The 20,529-nt window shown below is 39.4% G+C and carries 17 protein-coding genes; 7 read left to right on the top strand and 10 right to left on the bottom strand.

Features of this window, described 5'->3' with window-relative positions:
- Positions 1-44: 44 nt before the first annotated feature.
- The 6 genes from ACWM35_RS14910 to ACWM35_RS14885 form a co-directional block, all read right to left on the bottom strand.
- Positions 45-593: a nitrous oxide reductase accessory protein NosL gene (locus ACWM35_RS14910; RefSeq protein ID WP_454819583.1), complete on the bottom strand. Its 549-nt coding sequence runs from the start codon at positions 591-593 to the stop codon at positions 45-47.
- Complete coding sequence (locus ACWM35_RS14905; RefSeq protein ID WP_454819582.1) at positions 590-1,873, bottom strand: right-handed parallel beta-helix repeat-containing protein; 1,284 nt, start codon at positions 1,871-1,873, stop codon at positions 590-592. The genes ACWM35_RS14910 and ACWM35_RS14905 overlap by 4 nt, the downstream gene beginning before the upstream one ends.
- 306 nt (positions 1,874-2,179) lie before the next feature.
- Positions 2,180-3,166 (bottom strand): metal-dependent hydrolase, encoded by a 987-nt coding sequence (locus tag ACWM35_RS14900; protein WP_454819581.1) that lies wholly within the window; start codon positions 3,164-3,166, stop codon positions 2,180-2,182.
- 28 nt (positions 3,167-3,194) lie between these two features.
- Positions 3,195-4,337, bottom strand: a complete 1,143-nt coding sequence (locus ACWM35_RS14895) for a glycosyltransferase family 4 protein (protein WP_454819580.1) — start codon at positions 4,335-4,337, stop codon at positions 3,195-3,197.
- A gap of 21 nt (positions 4,338-4,358) precedes the next feature.
- Positions 4,359-5,687 carry a UDP-glucose dehydrogenase family protein gene (locus tag ACWM35_RS14890; RefSeq protein WP_454819579.1) on the bottom strand — a complete coding sequence of 443 codons (1,329 nt, stop codon included), beginning with the start codon at positions 5,685-5,687 and terminating at the stop codon, positions 4,359-4,361.
- Positions 5,688-5,849: 162 nt separating this feature from the next.
- A complete protein-coding gene (locus ACWM35_RS14885; protein WP_454819578.1) occupies positions 5,850-6,386 on the bottom strand; it encodes a ribonuclease H-like YkuK family protein in 537 nt (178 codons plus the stop codon).
- Between the two features lie 297 nt (positions 6,387-6,683).
- Here ACWM35_RS14885 and ACWM35_RS14880 point away from each other — a divergent pair, with 297 nt between their 5' ends.
- Complete coding sequence (locus tag ACWM35_RS14880) at positions 6,684-8,108, top strand: alanine/glycine:cation symporter family protein (RefSeq protein WP_454819577.1); 1,425 nt, start codon at positions 6,684-6,686, stop codon at positions 8,106-8,108.
- Between the two features lie 141 nt (positions 8,109-8,249).
- Here the strand turns inward: ACWM35_RS14880 and ACWM35_RS14875 are convergent, their stop codons facing one another.
- On the bottom strand, positions 8,250-9,239 hold the full coding sequence (locus tag ACWM35_RS14875) for a glycoside hydrolase family 43 protein (RefSeq protein WP_454819576.1): 990 nt from the start codon (positions 9,237-9,239) through the stop codon (positions 8,250-8,252).
- Positions 9,240-9,606: 367 nt separating this feature from the next.
- Here ACWM35_RS14875 and xylE point away from each other — a divergent pair, with 367 nt between their 5' ends.
- Entirely contained in the window at positions 9,607-11,028 is a 1,422-nt protein-coding gene (gene xylE / locus ACWM35_RS14870; RefSeq protein WP_454819575.1) for a D-xylose transporter XylE, read from the top strand.
- A gap of 366 nt (positions 11,029-11,394) precedes the next feature.
- On the opposite strand, the gene ACWM35_RS14865 is transcribed toward xylE, so the two are convergent.
- Positions 11,395-12,549, bottom strand: a complete 1,155-nt coding sequence (locus ACWM35_RS14865) for an ROK family protein (protein ID WP_454819574.1) — start codon at positions 12,547-12,549, stop codon at positions 11,395-11,397.
- A 141-nt stretch (positions 12,550-12,690) separates the two neighbouring features.
- Between ACWM35_RS14865 and ACWM35_RS14860 the strand changes: the two genes are divergently transcribed.
- The 5 genes from ACWM35_RS14860 to ACWM35_RS14840 all read left to right on the top strand — a co-directional run bounded on the left by ACWM35_RS14860 (position 12,691) and on the right by ACWM35_RS14840 (position 18,619).
- Entirely contained in the window at positions 12,691-13,671 is a 981-nt protein-coding gene (locus ACWM35_RS14860) for a Gfo/Idh/MocA family protein (RefSeq protein ID WP_454819573.1), read from the top strand.
- A 162-nt stretch (positions 13,672-13,833) separates the two neighbouring features.
- Entirely contained in the window at positions 13,834-15,165 is a 1,332-nt protein-coding gene (gene xylA, locus ACWM35_RS14855; RefSeq protein WP_454819572.1) for a xylose isomerase, read from the top strand.
- A 66-nt stretch (positions 15,166-15,231) separates the two neighbouring features.
- Positions 15,232-16,731 (top strand): xylulokinase, encoded by a 1,500-nt coding sequence (gene xylB, locus ACWM35_RS14850; RefSeq protein WP_454819571.1) that lies wholly within the window; start codon positions 15,232-15,234, stop codon positions 16,729-16,731.
- 143 nt (positions 16,732-16,874) lie between these two features.
- Positions 16,875-17,858 (top strand): aldo/keto reductase, encoded by a 984-nt coding sequence (locus ACWM35_RS14845; protein ID WP_454819570.1) that lies wholly within the window; start codon positions 16,875-16,877, stop codon positions 17,856-17,858.
- A gap of 134 nt (positions 17,859-17,992) precedes the next feature.
- A complete protein-coding gene (locus ACWM35_RS14840) occupies positions 17,993-18,619 on the top strand; it encodes a YesL family protein (protein WP_454819569.1) in 627 nt (208 codons plus the stop codon).
- A gap of 74 nt (positions 18,620-18,693) precedes the next feature.
- Here ACWM35_RS14840 and ACWM35_RS14835 read toward each other — a convergent pair whose 3' ends face one another.
- Both ACWM35_RS14835 and ACWM35_RS14830 read right to left on the bottom strand, forming a co-directional pair.
- Complete coding sequence (locus ACWM35_RS14835) at positions 18,694-19,587, bottom strand: carbohydrate ABC transporter permease (RefSeq protein WP_454819568.1); 894 nt, start codon at positions 19,585-19,587, stop codon at positions 18,694-18,696.
- 16 nt (positions 19,588-19,603) lie between these two features.
- Complete coding sequence (locus ACWM35_RS14830) at positions 19,604-20,482, bottom strand: carbohydrate ABC transporter permease (RefSeq protein WP_454819567.1); 879 nt, start codon at positions 20,480-20,482, stop codon at positions 19,604-19,606.
- Positions 20,483-20,529 lie beyond the last annotated feature (47 nt).

Genomic DNA, 20,529 nt, shown 5'->3' with positions numbered 1-20,529 from the left:
AGTAAAAAGACAATCATGTATGACTGTCTTTTACGTACATCTTCTTAGTGAGTGGAATCCGCATCTTCCATTTTCATGTCTTCTTTTTCGCTACCCTCACTCATTTTCATTTTCTTCATTTCTTCCATCATGTCTTTATTTCTTTCCCATGAGTGCTTCGATAAATCTGAATAAGCTAATTGACTGCCTTCATTTTCATCAATGAATTTCTGAGCATCATCTTTGGTTGTAAAAGTGATGACATTGTAAGCCATTGGAGTTTTAATCGATTTTCCATAGACATAAGTAGCCTTTTCCATTTCAATCCAATCACTAGTTGAGTAATCACGAACATATTTTGCATCGACCTTCTGATCCTTGTTTTCCAGCAGCCATTTATTCATGCAGCCAATATCATCAAAGACAATAGCCTTTCCATTTTCCAAGATAATCTCAGTGGCAAATTGGTTATCTTTAACCTGCATATTGCAAATCTCACATTTTGCAGTTTCTTCATCAATAGCAACGGGCTTTACCTCTTGTTTTCCACACCCAGTGAAAACGAATAAGACGACAACGGTTAAAAGAATAGTTTTTAACACATGGTTTTTCATGTCTTTCTCCTCCCAAAATAGAAAAATAGTAGACTACTGGCGATCATGATAAAACTAATGGACCATAGCAGGGTTTGATTCGATTTTAATTTGTTTTCAGGTTCTATCGTATTTTGCATTAATGGTTGTTGGTCTACGACTAGTTGTTCTTCAGGTGTCTTTAGCATTTTTTGCAGCAAAATCATTCCAGGGTGTTGAAAGAAAAGCTGGTATGGCGGAAAATCCTTTGAGAGATTTAGAAAAAAGGGATCTGCACGATAAGGTAGGTTGCTATTTCCGTCCCCGTCAGTATCAAGCTTTAAAGCCGCATCCCAATAATTATTTTGGAGAATATTATTTGTCTCCTCATTTGCTTGTAACTCATTGACATTGCTAATAAAGGAATTGTTTGCTATGGTGTTATTCTTGATTTTCGTCAGTTGAGTGCCAACAAAATTGGCAGTTACTGTATTGCTGCTTATCTTATTGCGATTTGAATCCTCCATGTACAGACCAACTCTATTTTTTGAAATCGTATTTTCATAGATGTTCGATTCATGTACATCATAGAGCAGAAGTCCTTGAGCATTCACATTCTGATTGTTTTCAGTTAGTTGATTTCCTTGAATAAGAGAATCTTTTGAGCCCATAACCATCGCACCTGTAAAGTTTTGTGTGGAAATATTATTTTTGATGGTAATATGGTCTGAAAACATAATATGAAATCCATACCTTGATTTTCTGATTGTATTGTCAATAAAAGTATTGAGGTGGCTATTTTCCATATAAAATCCGTCCTGGACACGCCCCATTTGAACCTTTTCAAAGCGGTTCGAGTGAGATTCCCACAAATCTATACCATTTTCTATTCCTTGTCCGAGTATGCTAATATTCCGCACATTCGTTTTTTCAGTCTCTTCGAATTTAATTCCAACGATGGGAGAATCTATTGTAATTTTTTCGAGCCGATGATTATTGCCGCTAACATAAATGGCTGCTGGACTTGAATCATTTTGACAGCTCTTGATCGATATACCTGAAAGACTGACGTCTTGTCCTGTAATAGTAATCAGCGGCTCTGTGGAAGAGCAGGATAGGAAGGAGGCTCCTTTTTCACCTACTACCTTAATTGGTTTATCCAAAACAATCGCTTCACGATAAACTCCCTTTTTCAAATAAAGGGTATTACCTTCCAATGTTGAATCGATCCTTGACTGTAAAGACTGGGCCGCAAAAACATTTGTACCACTAGTTATACTCATAAAAATAATCAAAAGAATTATCCATTTAAAACCCTTCATAATAGTAAAATCCCTTCCTAAGAAAGAGTCATCCTACTACTAAATTAGTTAAGATTAGCAACAAATCATATGACCCCTTTGGGCTATATTTCTCGCAATTGTGAAGTATTTATGAACAATTGGTGAGTGGTGGTGAATGGTGACAGTGAATGGTGACAGTGAATGGTGACAGGCACCGCTCGTGGACACTGTCCACCTCAGGCGGACAGTGGATATCATTTTTGTAAGATTTGTGAATTTAATGGTTCGAGTTGATACTAAAAAGGCCTAAGCCCTTTTAGCATTTCTTCTTGAATGCATCAGGGTTTAGACCTTTTTTGAGGATTCCATTTCTCTTATTATCTTTTTGTATTGCTTGAGAGAGCCTAATTTACCTATATAGGAATTTTGTATTTTTAAATCATTTGAAATAAAGAGGATCGTTTGCTTTTGAAAAAACTTTTTGGATCGAAACCGCAAATCCTTCCAAAAAATAAAATAACCAGTTTTTCTTTTTTGAACAAAGGGATAGGCAAAATGCGTGCTTTTGAGAAAATCAGATACATGTTGGTTATTACGGCTGTCTAAGACAAGATTAGGATAATCTATTTCCTTAGAGAAAGTATGTTCAATCGATAGTTCTCCATTTGTATAGAAACCAAATAGAAAATCTAGATTGGTTTCAATGATAATATTCCATTGAAACGGTGAGGTTTTAGGAATCATTTTTACTTGGATTGCATTTTGAAAATGCTGCTTAAGCTTCCATTTCGTAAATTGTGTGGAAGCCATTCGAACCAAAATGTATAGAAAAATCCCAAAATAATTAATGGAAAAGACGGCTCCAGCTGCAAAAAAAGGAAGCAGACAAAATCCAAGTATATGAAACATAATGATATAAGGGTCGACCAATGGGAGGAAGTCTAGGGAAATCCAATTTGCAGAATAGGGAAATAACGCCTGTGTACCATTTACATTAAATATATCAAAGAGAACATGAACAGTAACGGAGAGTAATGTCCAAAAGAACAGATGAGAAAAAGATGTTTCGAGGAAGAAGAGAAAAATGAAACCAGCTAAGCCGAAACTCGTGGTCAGAATGGCAGGAAGAGAATGTGACCAGCCACGATGATTTTTATAATAGCAGCTTTTTCCTTTGATACGGTAGATAAAGTCAAAATCTGGACCGTTCGAACCGATGATGGTCCCAATAAGAACTGCGGTTGATAACGTATGATTATTGGAGATTACAGGATCGATTTGAGCCAGAGCACCTAATCCTAAGCCGATAATGATATGTGAAGCAGTATCCATATAATTACCTCCTTTGGGCGGAGAATGACTATGCATATTTTTTTTCTTTTGGTTCAGAGATAACCTCGGAATAATGGTTGATTAAATAATCAAACATCTGCTCCCACTTTTGTGTTAAGGCATATTTCCTTGCCTCTAACCCCATTTGTAGTCGTAAAGCGTCATCCGTTAACAAATGGATGATCTGATTGTTAAAATCTTCAGCATTCCCAGGGTCACATAATTGTCCCGTAACTCCATTTTTAATAATATTGATTACCCCGCCTGAGTTCGCGGCAATGACGGGCGTTCCGCTAGCAAGTGCTTCTAGAACAACATTTCCAAAGGTTTCTGTAGGAGATGGAAAAATGAATAAGTCTGATGCAGAATAAATTTCCGCTAATTGATTGCTGTTTAAATAACCTGTAAATGTCATATTTTTCGGTGCATTTTCCTCTAGCTCCTCACGTAGTGGCCCGTCTCCAACTATTAACCAATGAACTTGTTCACTTATGTTAGGAGGTAATGAGTTGGCTATTTCCATCAGTGTTTTTAGATCTTTTTCTGGTGCGAGTCTGCCTGCATAGGTAAAAAGAAATTTATTGGAAATAGAGTATTGTTTGCGGACGGCGTTTTTTTCATAAAATGGATGATATAGCTGACAATCAACACCTCTAGGCCAAATTTCTAAATGTGTGAAGCCATGGCGTTTTAGTTTTTCATACGTATCCTGGGAAGGGACAAAAATTTTTTTACAAGTGCTATGGAACCACCTTAAGTATTTCCATAGCACTTTGGATAGAAATTGAAGGTCATAGTATTGTAAATAGTAATTAAAATCGGTGTGATACGAACCGATAAGTGGAATTTGAAATTTTTTTGCAAAATAAACACCTGAAAGGCCTACCGTAAAGGGAGTGGCTACATGAATCAAATCAGGGGAGAATTGCTCAAGTTCTGACTTGATCTTAATAAAGTTTGGAAAAGCAAACCGACATTCCCGATAGAGAAAAAAGGGCAGGCTTTTAAACCGATGAATATGGCTTGACACATATTCATTTGAATCGGTATTAGGTGCAAAGATTTTAAAGGTAATTCCTTGATTCTCTAAATAATCGGTAAATCTTTTTAGTGTTCGTGCCACCCCGTTGATGTCTGGGTAAAAGGTATCAGTGAAAATCGCTATTTTCATAAAAACCCCTCCTAAACCTTCTTAATGATGTTGGGCAGGCTTCACATTCGAAATAGTGGGTCTTCCAATCGATACATAGGTAATCGGGTGCTTTTGAATGTCTTTAAGGGAATAGCAATTTCGGCCATCAAGCACTACCGGTACCTTCATATATGAAGCATATATTTGTAATGGTGCGTACTTGATTTGATCCCATTCGGTTACAATCATGGCAAAATCAGCATCCGTGATTGCCTGCCGAATATCCGTTGTGTATTGAATGGTATCGCCTAACACCTTTTGTACATTTGGTATGGCAATCGGGTCATACACCGTCACCTTTACCCCTTCTTTAAGCAGCTCGTTAATGAGGGTTAAGGAAGCAGCTTCACGAATATCATCTGTACCTGGCTTAAAGGCTACACCTAGCAAAGCAGCATTTTTATCTTTTAGCGGGCCAACGATTTCTTTTGCTTTTGATATGAGTAGAGATTGCTGCTGACGATTTACCTTTATGACGGACTCAAGCAATTCAAAGGGGTGATCGACGTTTCCAGCAAGTTGAGCGAGAGCTTTTGTGTCTTTTGGAAAACAAGAGCCCCCATAGCCAATCCCAGCTTGGAGAAAAGCGTGTCCGATTCGTTTATCGGTCCCAATCCCATTCGCCACTTCTTCAATATTGGCCCCAACTTTTTCACAAAGGTTGGCTATTTCGTTGATAAAGCTAATTTTTGTAGCGAGAAAGGCATTAGAGGTATACTTGATCATTTCAGCACTTTTGATATCTGTAAAGATGAGCGGGATTTTTAATGGCAGATAGAGTTGCTCCATTATCGATGCAGCTTCAGGGTTATCGATTCCTACCACAATACGATCGCCTTGAAAGAAATCTATGATGGCTGAGCCTTCGCGAAGAAACTCAGGAGTGGAAACCACTTCTGCATGGAGGTGTCGTGGCTTTCGCTTTTGGATAATGTGTTTAATTTCTGCATTTGTACCAACTGGTACTGTACTTTTCGTACAAACAATCACATCATTTTCAATATTCTCAGCAATGGTATAGGAAGCGGCATAAATGTATGATAAATCTACAGCCCCATCTGGTCTTTGAGGAGTCCCTACTGCGATAAAGATTACTTCGCTGCCGCCATAGGCTTTCCTTGGATCCATCGTGAAATGAAGTCGGCCACTGGAGAGATTCTTTTCTAATAAAGACTCCAAACCAGGTTCAAAAATTGGTGAATGTCCTTTTTTCAGCTTTTCTATTTTCTCTTTTTGAATGTCCAAGCATGTCACTTGATGACCTACTTCAGCAAAACAAACAGCTGTAACTAAACCTACATATCCTGCACCAGCGACGGCAATCTTCATCTAATCCCTCCAAACAGTTGTGTTAGTTTTATCTTATCGGAAAATTTTGAATTTATCCTTAATCTAGTGTTAAAAGAGTGTTAAGACTTTGTATAGTTAAGGAAACAGTATAGGGCCTGAGCCCCGGTGCGTTAGCTTGTGAACGCACCGGGGCTCAGGCCCCTATTTGGTATAGCGATTGGCATAGCTTGAAGCGACGAAGGCATTCGGCTTAATTTTCGGCTCTACTCCCATTGATTCTATTCTCGTCACCATTTCTTTGACAAATTCCCTTGTTTTATTGCGTTTGCCGGCCCCAATATCAATATGACCTTCCATCGTAAAGGTAGCCCCTTGATAAAGATAAGGGAGAACAATCTCGATTAAGCGATTTTTCCGCTCCTCGGTGAAAAGAGCTACGATGTCCTCTGTTAGTGTGAGCTCAAGAGAAATTCGCTCATGAAGCTGTGTCATTTTCCTAGGGATCACAACTTTTCTAATACAAGCCCAGACACCTTTCCCTTCATTTTGAATCACGATGCCGGTAATAAAAACAGTTTGCCTTTTATGAACCTGTGAATCAGTTCCGACCATTAAGCGATAATTCCCACTCGGCGCCAAGCTCATAAACTTAACGATATGATCAAACACCTGCTCAAACGACATACTACGCTCCTGGAGATTCTGAAACGAATAATGATAAACCTGATATTTTTTCATTTAATCGCACCACATCTTTCCTCTCGCTAAATTTAAGTCTCTAATTTTAATACTATTGTATGGAATAGAAATTATTCTCGTGAGTCAAAAGAGGACAAGGAACAAACAAAACTTTCAGGGTCAAAATAGTCAGTGTCCACTGGAGACGGACAAATGTCCTTGAATGGTGCCTGTCACCACTGTTGGCACCACTATCCCACTGTTGGTAACATAATACCATTGCCATTCATGTTAGATTTTGTTACATTAGAAACTTGAGAATATACAGAAAAATAGACTAACAGGAGGGAACAGAGGATGAGTTTGATTGAGAGTTTTTTAAATGGTGCGAACACGATATTGTGGTCATATGTTCTGATCGTGATGTTGGTGGGGTTGGGGCTCTATTATACCTTCAAAACTAAATTTGTTCAGTTTAGAATGGTTGGGGAAATGTTCCGTCTGATGGGGGAAGGTACAAAGGGCGATAAAAAAGGAATTTCGTCATTCCAAGCTTTTTGTATTAGTACAGCTTCCCGCGTTGGTACAGGTAACCTCGCCGGGGTTGCGATTGCGATTACGACTGGTGGCCCGGGAGCTGTTTTCTGGATGTGGTTAATTGCCATCATTGGTTCAGCATCTGCCTTTATGGAAAGTACCCTTGCGCAAATTTTTAAAGTGAAAGATGGCGACACTTATCGTGGTGGACCTGCTTACTATATGGAAAAAGCATTAAATGCGCGCTGGATGGGGATTACCTTTGCAGTTTTAATCTCGATCACTTTTGGACTAGCATTTAACTCCGTACAAGCAAACACGATTACTAGTTCATTAAACAATTCTTTTGGTCTTAATAAAACGGTTATTGCAATTATTTTATCAGTTGTGACAGCGGTAATTATTTTTGGCGGGGTAAAAACCGTTGCTAAGGTGTCAGAGTGGATGGTACCGGTTATGGCGGGTGCCTATATCTTAATTGCCTTATATATTATGGTAACGAACATTACAGAAATTCCTGGAGTATTAGCATTAATTTTTAAAAGTGCTTTTGGTTTTAGTGAAATCGCCGGCGGTGCTATGGGTGCTGCCATGATGAACGGAATTAAGCGCGGTTTGTTCTCGAACGAAGCAGGGATGGGTTCTGCGCCAAACGCAGCCGCGACAGCAGAAGTCAGCCACCCAGTTAAACAAGGATTAATCCAGGCACTTGGTGTATTTTTCGATACACTTGTGGTTTGTAGTTCGACGGCCTTTATCATTCTATTATCAGGTCTTTATACTTCAAAAGAGTCAGACGGGATTGTCTTAACTCAGAATGCCCTTGAAGGTTCACTAGGTTCATGGGCAGGTATTTTCCTTGCATTTATCGTATTCCTATTTGCATTCAGCTCGATTGTAGGAAACTACTATTATGCACAATCAAACATTGAATTTATAAAAAATAATAAACTAGCACTCAATGGATTCCGCGTGTTAGTAGTTGGTATGGTAGCATTTGGATCCGTAGCGGAGTTAAGCTTCGTATGGAGCCTTGCAGATTTATTCATGGCGCTAATGGCCATCATCAATTTAATTGCCGTCACACTCCTTGGGAAAATCGCTTACGCAGCCCTAGCAGACTACAAAAAACAAAGAGTAAACGGCCAAGACCCAGTCTTCTACAGCAGCAATATTGAAGGACTAAAAGATCTAGAAGCATGGGACAAAGCACCAGAACAGCAAACAGGTAAAAAAATAGGTTAATAGAATATCGGTGACAGGCACCGCTCGTGGACATTTGTCCTCCTGGGGTGGACAGTAAAAAGAGCCAAACAATTTGTTTGGCTCTTTTTTGTATGTCGGGCAGGTGCATATCTCCAAATAGAATGAAGGCAGCCGTGCAGTTTAATTGTTTTCCCCATAAGGGTGAATGGTTTGGATTGTTCCGTCTATGTTATAAGTTAGTTCGGTGTATTTTACTGAACGCTTATGGTCGACGCCATCTGATAGTGAGCAATCATGATAGAATAAATACCATTTATCCTGAAATTCGACTATCGAATGATGGGTGGTCCAGCCGCTAACCGGAGTAAGAATCGTTCCTTTAAAAACAAACGGACCCTGTGGATTTTCACTTACCGCATAAACAATTTTATGAGTAGTGCCGGTAGAATAAGATAGATAGTAAAGACCATTGTACTTATGAACCCATGGACCCTCAAAATATCTCCGATCCTCGTCACTTGCTAGAAGTGGATGGCCGTTTTCATCCACAATGGAGATTTCTTTCGGTTCACTTTTAAACGTCAGCATATCCTCGTTTAATTCCGCTACGATGGGCCCTAGTGCAGGTGCTGTTGGAGCTGGACCTTCAGCATCTTGAATAAATTCTCCTGTTTGCCATTTTTCCAGCTGTCCTCCCCAAAGACCGCCAAAATACATATAGGCACGGTCATCCACATCCACTAAAACGGCCGGATCAATGCTGAAGCTGCCTGGTATGTAATTTTCTTCTGGTGTAAAAGGTCCTGCAGGGTTAGGGCTTGTCGCGACGCCAATTCTAAAAATTCCATCATGGTCTCTTGCTGGGAAAAATAAATAATAGGTGTTGTTTTTATAAGCAGCATCAGGTGCCCACATTTGTTTAGATGCCCATGGGACATCTTTAATGTGAAGCGCTTCCCCGTGGTCGACAACAGAAGAGGTAACATCATCCATAGATAAAACATGGTAATCTTCCATCTTATATTGATCACCATTGTCATTTGATGGTTCATCATGATCAAGGTCATGTGAAGGATAAATATAGAGCTTCCCTTCAAAGACATGAGCAGAAGGATCTGCCGTGAAAATATGAGTAACTAAAGGTTCATTTGGTCTTGAGTTTTTCCCCATAACGCTCTCCCCTTAACAGTTTTTAGAAACTTACAAAATTAGTATAGCTTAAGTACAACGACTTTGTACATCCAAAAAACTAACCTTTTTAGAATATTGTTCGTGAAATAGGTAATATGAGTGTTCTAACCATGTCTGCACTGGATAGATTTTGAGTTGTGATTTAAGGAAAGAGCTGATTTTTTGCAGATTAACCAAGAAAAGACTCAAATAAATAAAAAATAGGCATGGCCAAAAACTTAGTTTATTTGATAGACAAACTTATGGAGTGGTGATACAATTTTCACATATTAGTAAGCAAGCGTTTTCATATGAGTTGAAAATAAAAGCCATTAATCTAAAAAACTACTTGGAGGAATAGCAAACTATGAAAAAACAACGAAACGCGCTTTATATTTTCTCACTTACTCTTGTTGCTGCTATAGGCGGCTTGTTGTTTGGATACGATACCGCGGTCATATCCGGTGCAGAGAAGTCAGTCCAAGCATATTTAATTGATAGTCTAGGTTTAGGGACATTAGCTCATGGTGCAACGATATCAAGCGCATTAATTGGTTGTATCTTTGGGGGAATCATCTCAGGGTATTTTGCTTCCAAACTTGGTCGGAAAAATTCGTTAATTATCTCAGCTGTTCTTTTCTTTATTTCTGCCCTTGGTTCGGCATATCCAGAGTTTTTGTTTTTTACAAAAGGAGAACCAAGCTTAGCTTTGCTTTTTATGTTTAATATCTACCGGATCATTGGCGGAATCGGAGTTGGTTTGGCCTCAGCGATTACCCCTATGTATATTAGCGAAATCGCTCCAGCTGATATTCGTGGAAAAATGGTTTCCTTTAACCAATTTATGATTATTTTCGGGATGCTCGTTGTTTATTTTGTCAATTGGGGTATTGCCAATGGACAATCAATTGAATGGATTAATGATATTGGTTGGAGATATATGTTTGGTTCTGAAGCGATCCCAGCCATTTTATTTGCACTATTATTATATTTTGTTCCAGAAACACCACGTTATCTAGCCATGCAAAATCAAAATGAAAAAGCACTTACGGTTCTTACAAAAATCAATGGTGCTGCCGAAGCGAAGTCTATTTTAAATGAGATTAAAAATAATGTCCGGTTATCATCGAATTCAAAGGCCGAAAAGATATATGCTTACGGAAAGTTGGTCATAGTCGTAGGGATTTTGCTTTCAGTCTTTCAACAATTTGTCGGAATTAATGTAGCTCTCTATTATGCTCCTCGTATTTTTGAAAGTATGGGAGCCGCGAAGGATGCTTCGATGTTACAGACAATTGTTATGGGCCTTGTAAATGTAATCTTCACAGTTGTTGCTATTTATACAGTTGATAAATGGGGACGTAAACCTTTATTAATAACAGGTTCGATAGGGATGGCAATAGGGATGTTTGGTGTAGCAGGACTAGCCTTTGCAAATATCATCGGCATAAGTACGTTAGTTTTTATCATTCTTTACACAGCTTCCTTTATGATGTCTTGGGGACCGATTTGCTGGGTGTTGATATCAGAAATTTTTCCTAATAAAATTCGCGGACAGGCTGTTGCGATTGCCGTTGCGGCACAATGGGCGGCTAACTACTTTATTTCATCGACTTATCCAATGATGATGGAATATAGCGGTGGAATGACCTATGGTTTCTATGGTCTAATGAGTGTCCTTTCTGCCATCTTTGTATGGAAGTGGGTACCAGAAACAAAGGGAAAAACACTGGAACAAATGGAAAGCTTATGGATGAAGAAAATGAAGGTCAACGAGAAAGCGTCATAAGAGGTATTGGGGTTGTCCTTGGGGGCGGCCCTTTTTCTAATTCCAATTATTATCCGAAGTCACGGTTGGCTTGACTGTGCTTAAAAAATAAACGGAATAATTCCGTTTAAATTGGGAAATACACTTATTTCCTTATAAATAAAGGTAGTATTTCCGCTTATCTGATCAAAATCTATAGATTTTCTCTTATTTGGAGTAGATAAGCAGAATTTGTTCGCTTATATCTGCTTCTAAGCTTCCTCAATCTAAAATAACCGGAAATTCTCCGCCTATGAATTCCTATACAACGAAAATCAACAATGAATAATAATAACAGAGCCAATCGAAAAAAAAATAACCCCGCTTTCGGAAAGCAGGGTTTTAAGATTATGATGTTTTGGCTTCTTCCTTGATAAAGTTCTCAACGACGAAAGCAGACACACCTAATGCAGTCGAATATTTTCCAAGCCGCGAAAAAGCTAATTGCAATTCATTTTGGTGATGTGCGAGGGTATGGTTTGCAATCGTGTTCCGAATTGACTGTTCAATCCATTCTTTTGTTAATGCTAATCGGTTTCCTAAGATCACCTGGTCAGGGTTAAAAGTATTAATAATATTATTAATACCATATCCGAGGTATTTTCCAATTTCCTCAAAATGATGTAGCACGGATTCCTCTCGCTTTTCAGCCAATCCAATCATTGACTCAAGCGAATCTTGATTCGCCATCTCAAGCAAGGCATTTTCAGAAGCATACGCTTCCCAACACCCTCTGCTGCCACAGCTGCAAGGTTTCCCGTTAAGATCAATGATCATATGTCCCATTTCGCCAGAGTATCCATTTCTACCTTGATACAATTCCTTGTTTAAAATAATCCCTACACCGATTCCGATACCTGCACTAATGTAAATCATGTTTTTATAGTCTTGACCAGCACCGAATTGTTGTTCCGCAACAGCCCCGGCATTTGCCTCGTTTTCAATAATAACGGGAACCTGGAATAAGTCCTCAAGGTCCTTTTTTAGGGCAATGTTCATCCAACCTAAGTTTGGAGCTAGCAGGACAGAGCCACTTTTGTTGACGATACCTGGAACACCGACACCGATGCCAACAACACCATAGCGGCTGGTTGGCATCTCCTTCATAATTGCCCCAATCATATTTTGAATTTTACTCATAATCGATGGATAAGGGGTCCGATTGACACGTTCATTTTTCTCAATCAAAATATTGCCTTTTAAATCGGTTAAAACAGATAGTACATAGTTAACCCCGATATCAATTCCAATCGCATAGCCGGCTGATTTATTGAAATGGAGGATAACTGGGCGCCTGCCACCGCTTGATTCCCCTGGTCCGCTTTCAAAGATAAGTTCCTCATCTAATAATTCATTTACTAAAGAGGATACCGTTGCCTTGTGCAAACCAGATACTTGAGCGATGTCTGCTCTTGAAATCGGCTCTTTTTCCATAATGAGTTGTAAAACGAGCGCTTTGTTATTTTTTTTTACTACTTGTTGATTCCATGTGATGGTTGCCACGTACAAAAACTCCTTGTTAACTAGTTATCATTATATTATCACAAACTTTGTTCACTGAATATACAAACTTGCGGACTCAATGGTATAATGAATACAGTTATTCCCTTTTAGTGCGAGATTCATTAAGAAAGGATCGATAAAATGAGAAAAGTCAGTTGGGGAGTTTTAAGTACCGCAGCTATTGGCCAGACACAGGTGATACCTTCGATTTTGCGTTCGGACAATGCGGAGTTAGTTGGAATTGCTAGCAGAGGTCCGAAGGCCAAGGAAGTAGCTGACAAATTTGCCATTCCAAATCACTATGATTCCTATGAGAAGCTGTTAAAGGATCCTGAAATTGAAGCCGTTTACATCCCGCTTCCGAATCATTTACATAAGGATTGGGTGATCGAAGCAGCTAAGCATGGGAAGCATGTCCTTGTCGAAAAACCGGCGGCGCTGACAGTGGAAGAAACAGAGGAAATGATAAAAGCTTGCCAAGACAACAATGTGAAATTCATGGAAGCTTTTATGTACCAATTTCATCCTCAACACAAGCGGGTACAAGAGATCATCGTTGCGGGAGAGATTGGTGAAATCAAATTCATGCGGGCAAGTTTTTCTTTTTTCCTAAAAGATCGAAAAATAAACATTCGAATGAACAAGGAGATGGGCGGAGGCAGTATTTATGACGTTGGTTGTTACTGTATTCATGCGATTCGGAACTTACTCGGATCTGAACCCATCACGATAGAGGCATTTGCGGAACAGGACCCTGAAACAGGAATCGATTTATCAGCGATTGTCCATATGAAGCTGGAGAATGGCGTGAATTGTGTGTTTGATTCCAGTTTCGATATGTCATTCAGACAGGAATACGAGATTGTAGGAACCGAAGGCAGGATTATCGTACCGAATGCCTTTCGGCCTGATGTGGTTGGACATGAAGCTGTGATTCACATCGGCAACCGGACGGAGAGTGTAGCTGGTGATCAATATAAACTGCAAATTGAACATTTTTCAAATACGATTCTAAAAGAATTAGTGCCTTGTTATTCAGGAAAAAATACCCTTCAAAATATGCGGGTGATTGATGCTTGTTATAAATCTATTGAATCCAGAAGTGAGGTAACTTTAATTTAATGTGGTGTTTCGTAAAAATTTTAATATCTTAGTTTATTCAATAGACAAACTAAGATTGTGGTGCTATAATTCATATTGTCAAAGGTTAATAGATTCCAATAATTAAATGTAAGCATTTACAAAGTGATTTAAAAAAATCTAATCTCTTAGGAGGAATCATCAATGGCTTATTTTGAAAACGTTAGCAAAATTCAATTTGAAGGTGCAACATCTAAAAATCCTTTATCATTCAAGTATTATAATCCAGAGGAAAAGGTTAACGGCAAAACAATGGAGGAGCTCCTTCGCTTCTCTGTTGCCTACTGGCATACATTCACAGCTGATGGCACCGATCCATTCGGCGTAGGAACTGCAATTCGCCCTTGGAATCGTCTCCAAGGTCTAGATTTAGCAAAAGCACGTGTAGAAGCAGCATTTGAACTTTTTGAAAAATTAAATGTTCCTTTCTTCGCTTTCCATGATGTGGATATCGCACCAGAAGGAAGCACATTAAAAGAAACAAATGAAAACCAAGACGTGATCGTTTCCATGATTAAAGAATACATGAAGACTAGCAAGACTAAACTGCTTTGGAACACTGCAAACATGTTCTCTAATCCACGCTATGTTCACGGTGCAGCAACTTCTCCGAATGCAGATGTGTTTGCTTACTCCGCAGCAAAAGTGAAAAAAGCGTTGGAGGTAGCAAAAGAGCTTGGCGCAGAAAACTATGTATTCTGGGGCGGCCGTGAAGGTTATGAAACCCTTCTAAATACGAATATGAAGCTTGAGCAAGATAACCTAGCACGCTTCTTCCATATGGCAGTTAATTATGCAAAAGAAATCGGCTTAAACGTTCCATTCTTAATCGAGCCAAAACCAAAAGAGCCAACAAAACACCAATATGACTTTGATGTAGCTACTGGTCTAGCATTCTTACAAAAATATGACCTAACAGACTACTTCAAATTCAATATCGAAGCAAACCACGCAACATTAGCGGGTCACACATTCGAGCATGAGCTACACGTTGCACGTATTAACGGTATGCTTGGTTCTGTTGACGCGAACCAAGGTGATACCTTACTGGGCTGGGATACGGACGAATTCCCAACTGACTTATACACGAACACATTAGCTATGTACGAAATCTTGAAAAATGGCGGTCTAGGTAAAGGTGGCTTGAACTTCGACGCGAAAGTACGTCGTGGCTCATTCGAACCAGAAGATTTATTCCACGCACACATTGCTGGTATGGACGCATTTGCAATCGGCCTAAAAGTTGCGAACAAATTAATTGAAGATAAAGTTCTAGACAGCTTCATCGAAGAGCGCTACAGCAGCTATACAAAAGGGATCGGCTTAGAAATCGTTGAAGGCAAAACGAACCTCCGTGAGCTTGAAGCGTACGCCCTTGGATTAACAGAAATCAAGAACACTTCTGGCAGAACAGAGCGTCTTAAAGCAACGATTAACCAATATCTACTTGAAACTCTTTCTAGTGTGACAGTTTAATTTAAATTTATAAAAAAGTGCTGGTAGCTTATTCTTCCAGCACTTTTTTGAAAAGGATGATACGGGATGAAGTATGTAATTGGTGTTGACCTTGGAACCAGTGCTGTAAAGATCTTACTTGTGAATCAGAACGGTGAGGTTTGTCAGGAAGTTTCTAAATCCTATCCACTTATTATTGAAAAATCAGGCTACAGCGAGCAAAATCCAGAAGAATGGGTGGCAAAAACAACAGCAGGCTTAACGGAACTCATCCAACAATTTGATGGAGACGTAAATGATATCGAAGGCATCAGCTTCTCTGGACAGATGCACGGCTTAGTGTTATTAGATGAAAACAACCAAGTGCTAAGAAACGCGATTTTGTGGAATGACACTAGAACGACAAAACAATGTCAGGAAATCTATGACGTAGTCGGCAAAGAGCGTTTATTAGAAGTAACGAAAAACCCTGCGTTAGAGGGCTTTACTTTGCCAAAAATACTCTGGGTAAAAGAGTACGAACCTTCGATATTTGAACGTGCTAGCGTGTTTTTGCTACCAAAAGATTTTCTTCGTTATCGTCTCACAGGAAACATCCATATGGAGTACTCTGATGCCGCCGGAACATTATTGTTAAACGTTGCAGAGCGCAAATGGAGCAGTGAAGTGTTAGATGCATTTGGTCTTTCAGCAGTTTTCTGTCCGCCGTTAGTAGAATCTCATGAGTTTGTGGGTACGGTTACTGCTGAATTCGCGCAAGAAACAGGCCTTTCAAAAGCTACTAAAGTAATTGCGGGTGGAGCAGACAATGCTTGCGGTGCAATTGGATCAGGAATCTTGTCTGAAGGGAAAACGTTAGCAAGTATCGGCACATCTGGTGTTGTTCTTTCCTATGAAGAGCGAAATGACCTCGATTTTGAAGGCAAGGTTCATTACTTTAACCACAGTGAAGAAAATGCTTACTATACAATGGGCGTAACGCTAGCTGCGGGCTACAGCTTGAGCTGGTTTAAAGATACATTTGCGAAGGAAGAGGCATTTGACCAATTCTTAGCAGGTGTGGATGAAGTGCCAGCAGGCAGCAACGGTTTACTTTTTACACCATATATCGTTGGTGAGAGAACACCACACGCGGATTCTACTATTCGCGGCAGCTTCATCGGTGTTGATGCTTCTCACGAGCGCAAGCACTTTGCCCGCGCCGTTCTCGAAGGAATTACGTTCTCTTTAAATGAGTCCATTGAGATTTTTAGAAGCAGCGGTAAGAAAATCGATACGGTTATCTCCATCGGCGGTGGTGCAAAAAATGAAACATGGCTGCAAATGCAGGCGGATATTTTTAATGCAAAAATTGAAAAACTGACAAGCGAACAGGGTCCTGGAATGGGGGCTGCGATGCTAGCGGCATATGGCTGCGGCTGGTATTCATCATTGAAGGAGTGTGCGGAAACCTTTATCCAAACAGCAAAATCGTATGAGCCGATTCCAGAAAATGTGGAAGCTTACAAGAACTTATTTTCAATCTACCATCAGGTATATAAGCAAACAAAGGAATTAAATGAGCAATTAAGAATGTATAGAAAGTGATACTTGAGAGCTGGCATTTGGTCAGCTCTTTTTAGCAAGCAGGGGCGATGATGGAAAATAGAAACGGCATGGGATCTGATACCCATCATCTGATGTAGCAAGCGTTTGAAAAAAGAAGTCATTTTAAATAGGAGGCTGCACAAATGAACTACCGTGAATTAGGAAATACAGGAATTAAAATTAGTGAGGTTAGTTTTGGAACATGGGCAATTGGCGGTTCATGGGGCAAGACCGATGACCAAGAAGCTTTGAGATCCTTAGAATATGCGATGGATCAGGGTGTGAACTTTTTTGATACGGCCGATGTATATGGGGATGGCCATAGCGAAGAGTTGTTGGCTAAGGCAACAAAGGGAAAGGAAGACCAAATCTACATCGCAACAAAATTCTGCCGGCAGGGAGACATTTTCGATCCGAAAAATTACAGCTATGAAGCGGTAAGCCGTTACTGTGAAGATAGTCTTCGCCGTTTAAACCGAGAGACCATCGATTTGTATCAAATCCATTGCCCGGCAACGGAAATTTTGAAGGATGGAAGTGTTTTTGAAGTATTAGATCGGTTAAAGGCTGAGGGGAAAATCCGTCATTATGGTGTGAGCGTGGAAACAGTGGAAGAAGGTCTTATCTGTTTGGAGCATGAGAATGTGAAAAGCCTACAGGTTATTTTTAATATGTTCCGTCAAAAGCCATTAGAGAAATTAATCCCTGATGCATACTCGAAGGGTGTCGGTCTCCTCGTTCGCTTACCGCTTGCTAGTGGATTATTAACCGGTAAATTTACAAGTAATCATGTGTTTGAGACGGATGATCACCGCCATTTTAATGAAAATGGTGAGGCTTTTAATGTGGGTGAAACCTTTGCGGGTCTTGGGTTTAAAAAAGGTGTCCAATTAGCAGATGGTTTAAGATGGATTGCAGACGGTCGAGATTCAATGGCTAGTGCAGCCCTGCGCTGGATTTTGGATCACAAAGAAATCACTTGTGTTATTCCCGGCTTTAAAAATGTAAAACAAGTAAACGGTAATCTCTTAGCATTAGATACAAGGCCTTTTTCTGAGGAAGAGAAGCTAGAAATTCAACGCTTCTATCAGGAAAAAGTGAAGGATTCTATAAGGGGACCGTATTAAATAAAGGAGGCCTTACCTTCTTCTTGCTAAATTTTTGAGAAGGGTCCAACTTGATAGAAAACTGCTATATAATAAAATTATTCAGTTTAATTGAAATGTGATAAGGCCTTATCTGCGGGTTTGGAGGGATTTGTTTGTATCAAACGAAAACGGTCAGTCGGATTTATTCCGCCACGGAATGGATTAGCAAATTTGCTTATATTAATATATTATGGCTTGCCTTCTCGTTAGTCGGTTTAGTCGTCCTTGGATTTTTTCCTGCCACAGTTTCAATGTTCACGATTATTCGCAAATGGTTAAAGGGGGAGGGGGATATTCCGATTTTCCGAACCTTTTGGAGCACCTATAAATCGGAGTTCCTTCGCAGCAATGGGCTGGGGTTGATTATGGCAGTAATAGGTGGATTGGTTGTTGTGGATTTCATTTTCATGAAGAATATGGGGAACAGTTTTACCAATGCGCTTCAAATCCCTCTTTATTTGTTGTTATTTGTCATCGTCATGACCATGTTCTACCTGTTCCCGGTTTACGTTCATTATGAATTGAAGCTGATCCAGATAATCAAAAATTCTTTTTTGATCATGATCATTCATCCCCTTGAAAATCTTGTTATGATTGCGGGTATTGTCGCATTGTTCTTTGTGGTAAAGTTCCTTCCAGGCTTAGGATTTTTCTTTTTCGGCAGTCTATCAGCTGCCATTATAATGGCGCCATGTTATCTTGCTTTTACAAAGGTGGAAAAAAAGAAGCAACAAACCTAATAAATAAAAGACAGATAAGAAGGTGTTTTATCCTTTCTTATCTGTCTTTTTCCATTTTGTAGATTTCTTGCCGATCAACCTTTGACCGAACCTGCCGCCATCCCCTCAACGATCTTATCACTTAAGAATAAGAAGGCAAGGAGAATAGGTACAATACTGATGACAAGCGTGGCACCAATTGCGCCCCAATCTGTTAAATATTGACCTACGAAATTATTAATCCCAACCGTTAGGGTTTTAAAATTGTCCGAACTAATGAAGGTGTTGACAAAGACAAATTCATTCCAGTTGTAAATCATGTTAATAATAGCTGTAGTGGACAGTACAGGTACAGTCATGGGAAGGGTGACCTGGAAAAAGATCCGGTGTACCGAGCATCCATCCATTACCGCGGCTTCTTCAATTTCACGAGGGAATGTTTTATAGAAGCCTAGTAAAATCATAATCGTTAACGGTAAGTTAAAGGCGGTATACGACAAAACAATCGATGCCGGATTATCTATTAAATTCACATTGTTATACATATTAAACAAAGGAATTAAGGTTGAATGCAACGGGATCATATAAGCCACTAAAAATAGTCCGAGAACGAGACCACTTAGTTTCCATTGCATCCGTGTAACAGCAAAAGTTACGAAACTAGCTAGAATAATCGTTAGGACAACGGATAAGATTGTAATCCAAACACTGTTGAAAAAGTAGAGTCCGATATTTCCAGAAGTCCAGGCTTTTGTATAGTTCTCCCATTGCGGGTCTTGCGGTAAAGAGAAAGGTGACATTCCAAACACTTCTTGATTGGTTTTCAGTGAAAAGAACACCAGCCAAACTAATGGATAGATCTGCATAATTGCAAATATCCCTAATATTAAATAAAGAAATCCAAATCCGATTTTGTTCAAGTAAGATTTCTTCGTGTTATTGGGTACGGAAAGGTTGGTTGTTGCTTGCTGTGTACTAACCTCACTCATCTTGTTTCACTCCCCCTTAAAATTGAACATCATCGTTAGATTTCGTTAGTTTCGAAGTTAACCAAGTCATGACAAGACAAATGATTAATAGTCCAAATCCGATGGCACTACCGTAACCGAAGTTATTTAATTTGAATGCTTCTTTGTACATATAGGAGGCCATTACTTCACTTGCTCCGTTTGGCCCTCCGCCAGTCATAACATAAATGAGATCAAAATATTTCAATGATCCAACTACTGCAAGCATAATCGTTACTTTAAATACTCCGGAAATCAGTGGTAATTTAATTTTAAAAGCGATTTGCAAGGCGCTAGCACCATCAATTTTCGCTGCCTCAATTACTTCTTCCGGTACATTTTTTAAGGCTGCATAATAAATAAGGATATAAAAGCCGGCATACTGCCAAATGACTGGGATAAAGATTGCGTAAAGCGCGACGGCCGGATCGGCTAACCAAATCGGTGTATTTTCCACGCCAAACATCTCAAGTAATTTGTTAGCCATGCCGTTCGTTGGGTCAAAAATCTTCATCCAAAGCTGAGCAATGGCAACAGAGGATAAGAGCATTGGAATTAAATAAATCTTTCGTAATAAATCTGATCCCTTAATTTTGCTTGCTAGAACGAGTGAAATTCCTAGGTATAGCAGTAAGCTAGCCGCGGAGAAAATCGCTAATTGAAAAGAATGCCATGTGCTTGTCCAGAAAACTTTATCCTGAACGAGGGTGACATAATTTTCTAAGCCAATAAATTTCATTTCGCCAATTCCGTCCCAATCCATGAGACCATAATATCCTGATAATGTAATGGGAATATAGATAAGGACTAGAATGAGAAGTAAGGCTGGGAGTGTATAAAGGGCAATAACATATTTATTCGACATCACATTTTTCATGTTGGTTTGTTCCCTTCCTTTCTATAAAGAAGAGGGCATATTTTTCA

This window comes from Neobacillus sp. K501 (genome assembly GCF_053749995.1).
This window is presented reverse-complemented; position numbering and strand designations above follow the sequence as displayed.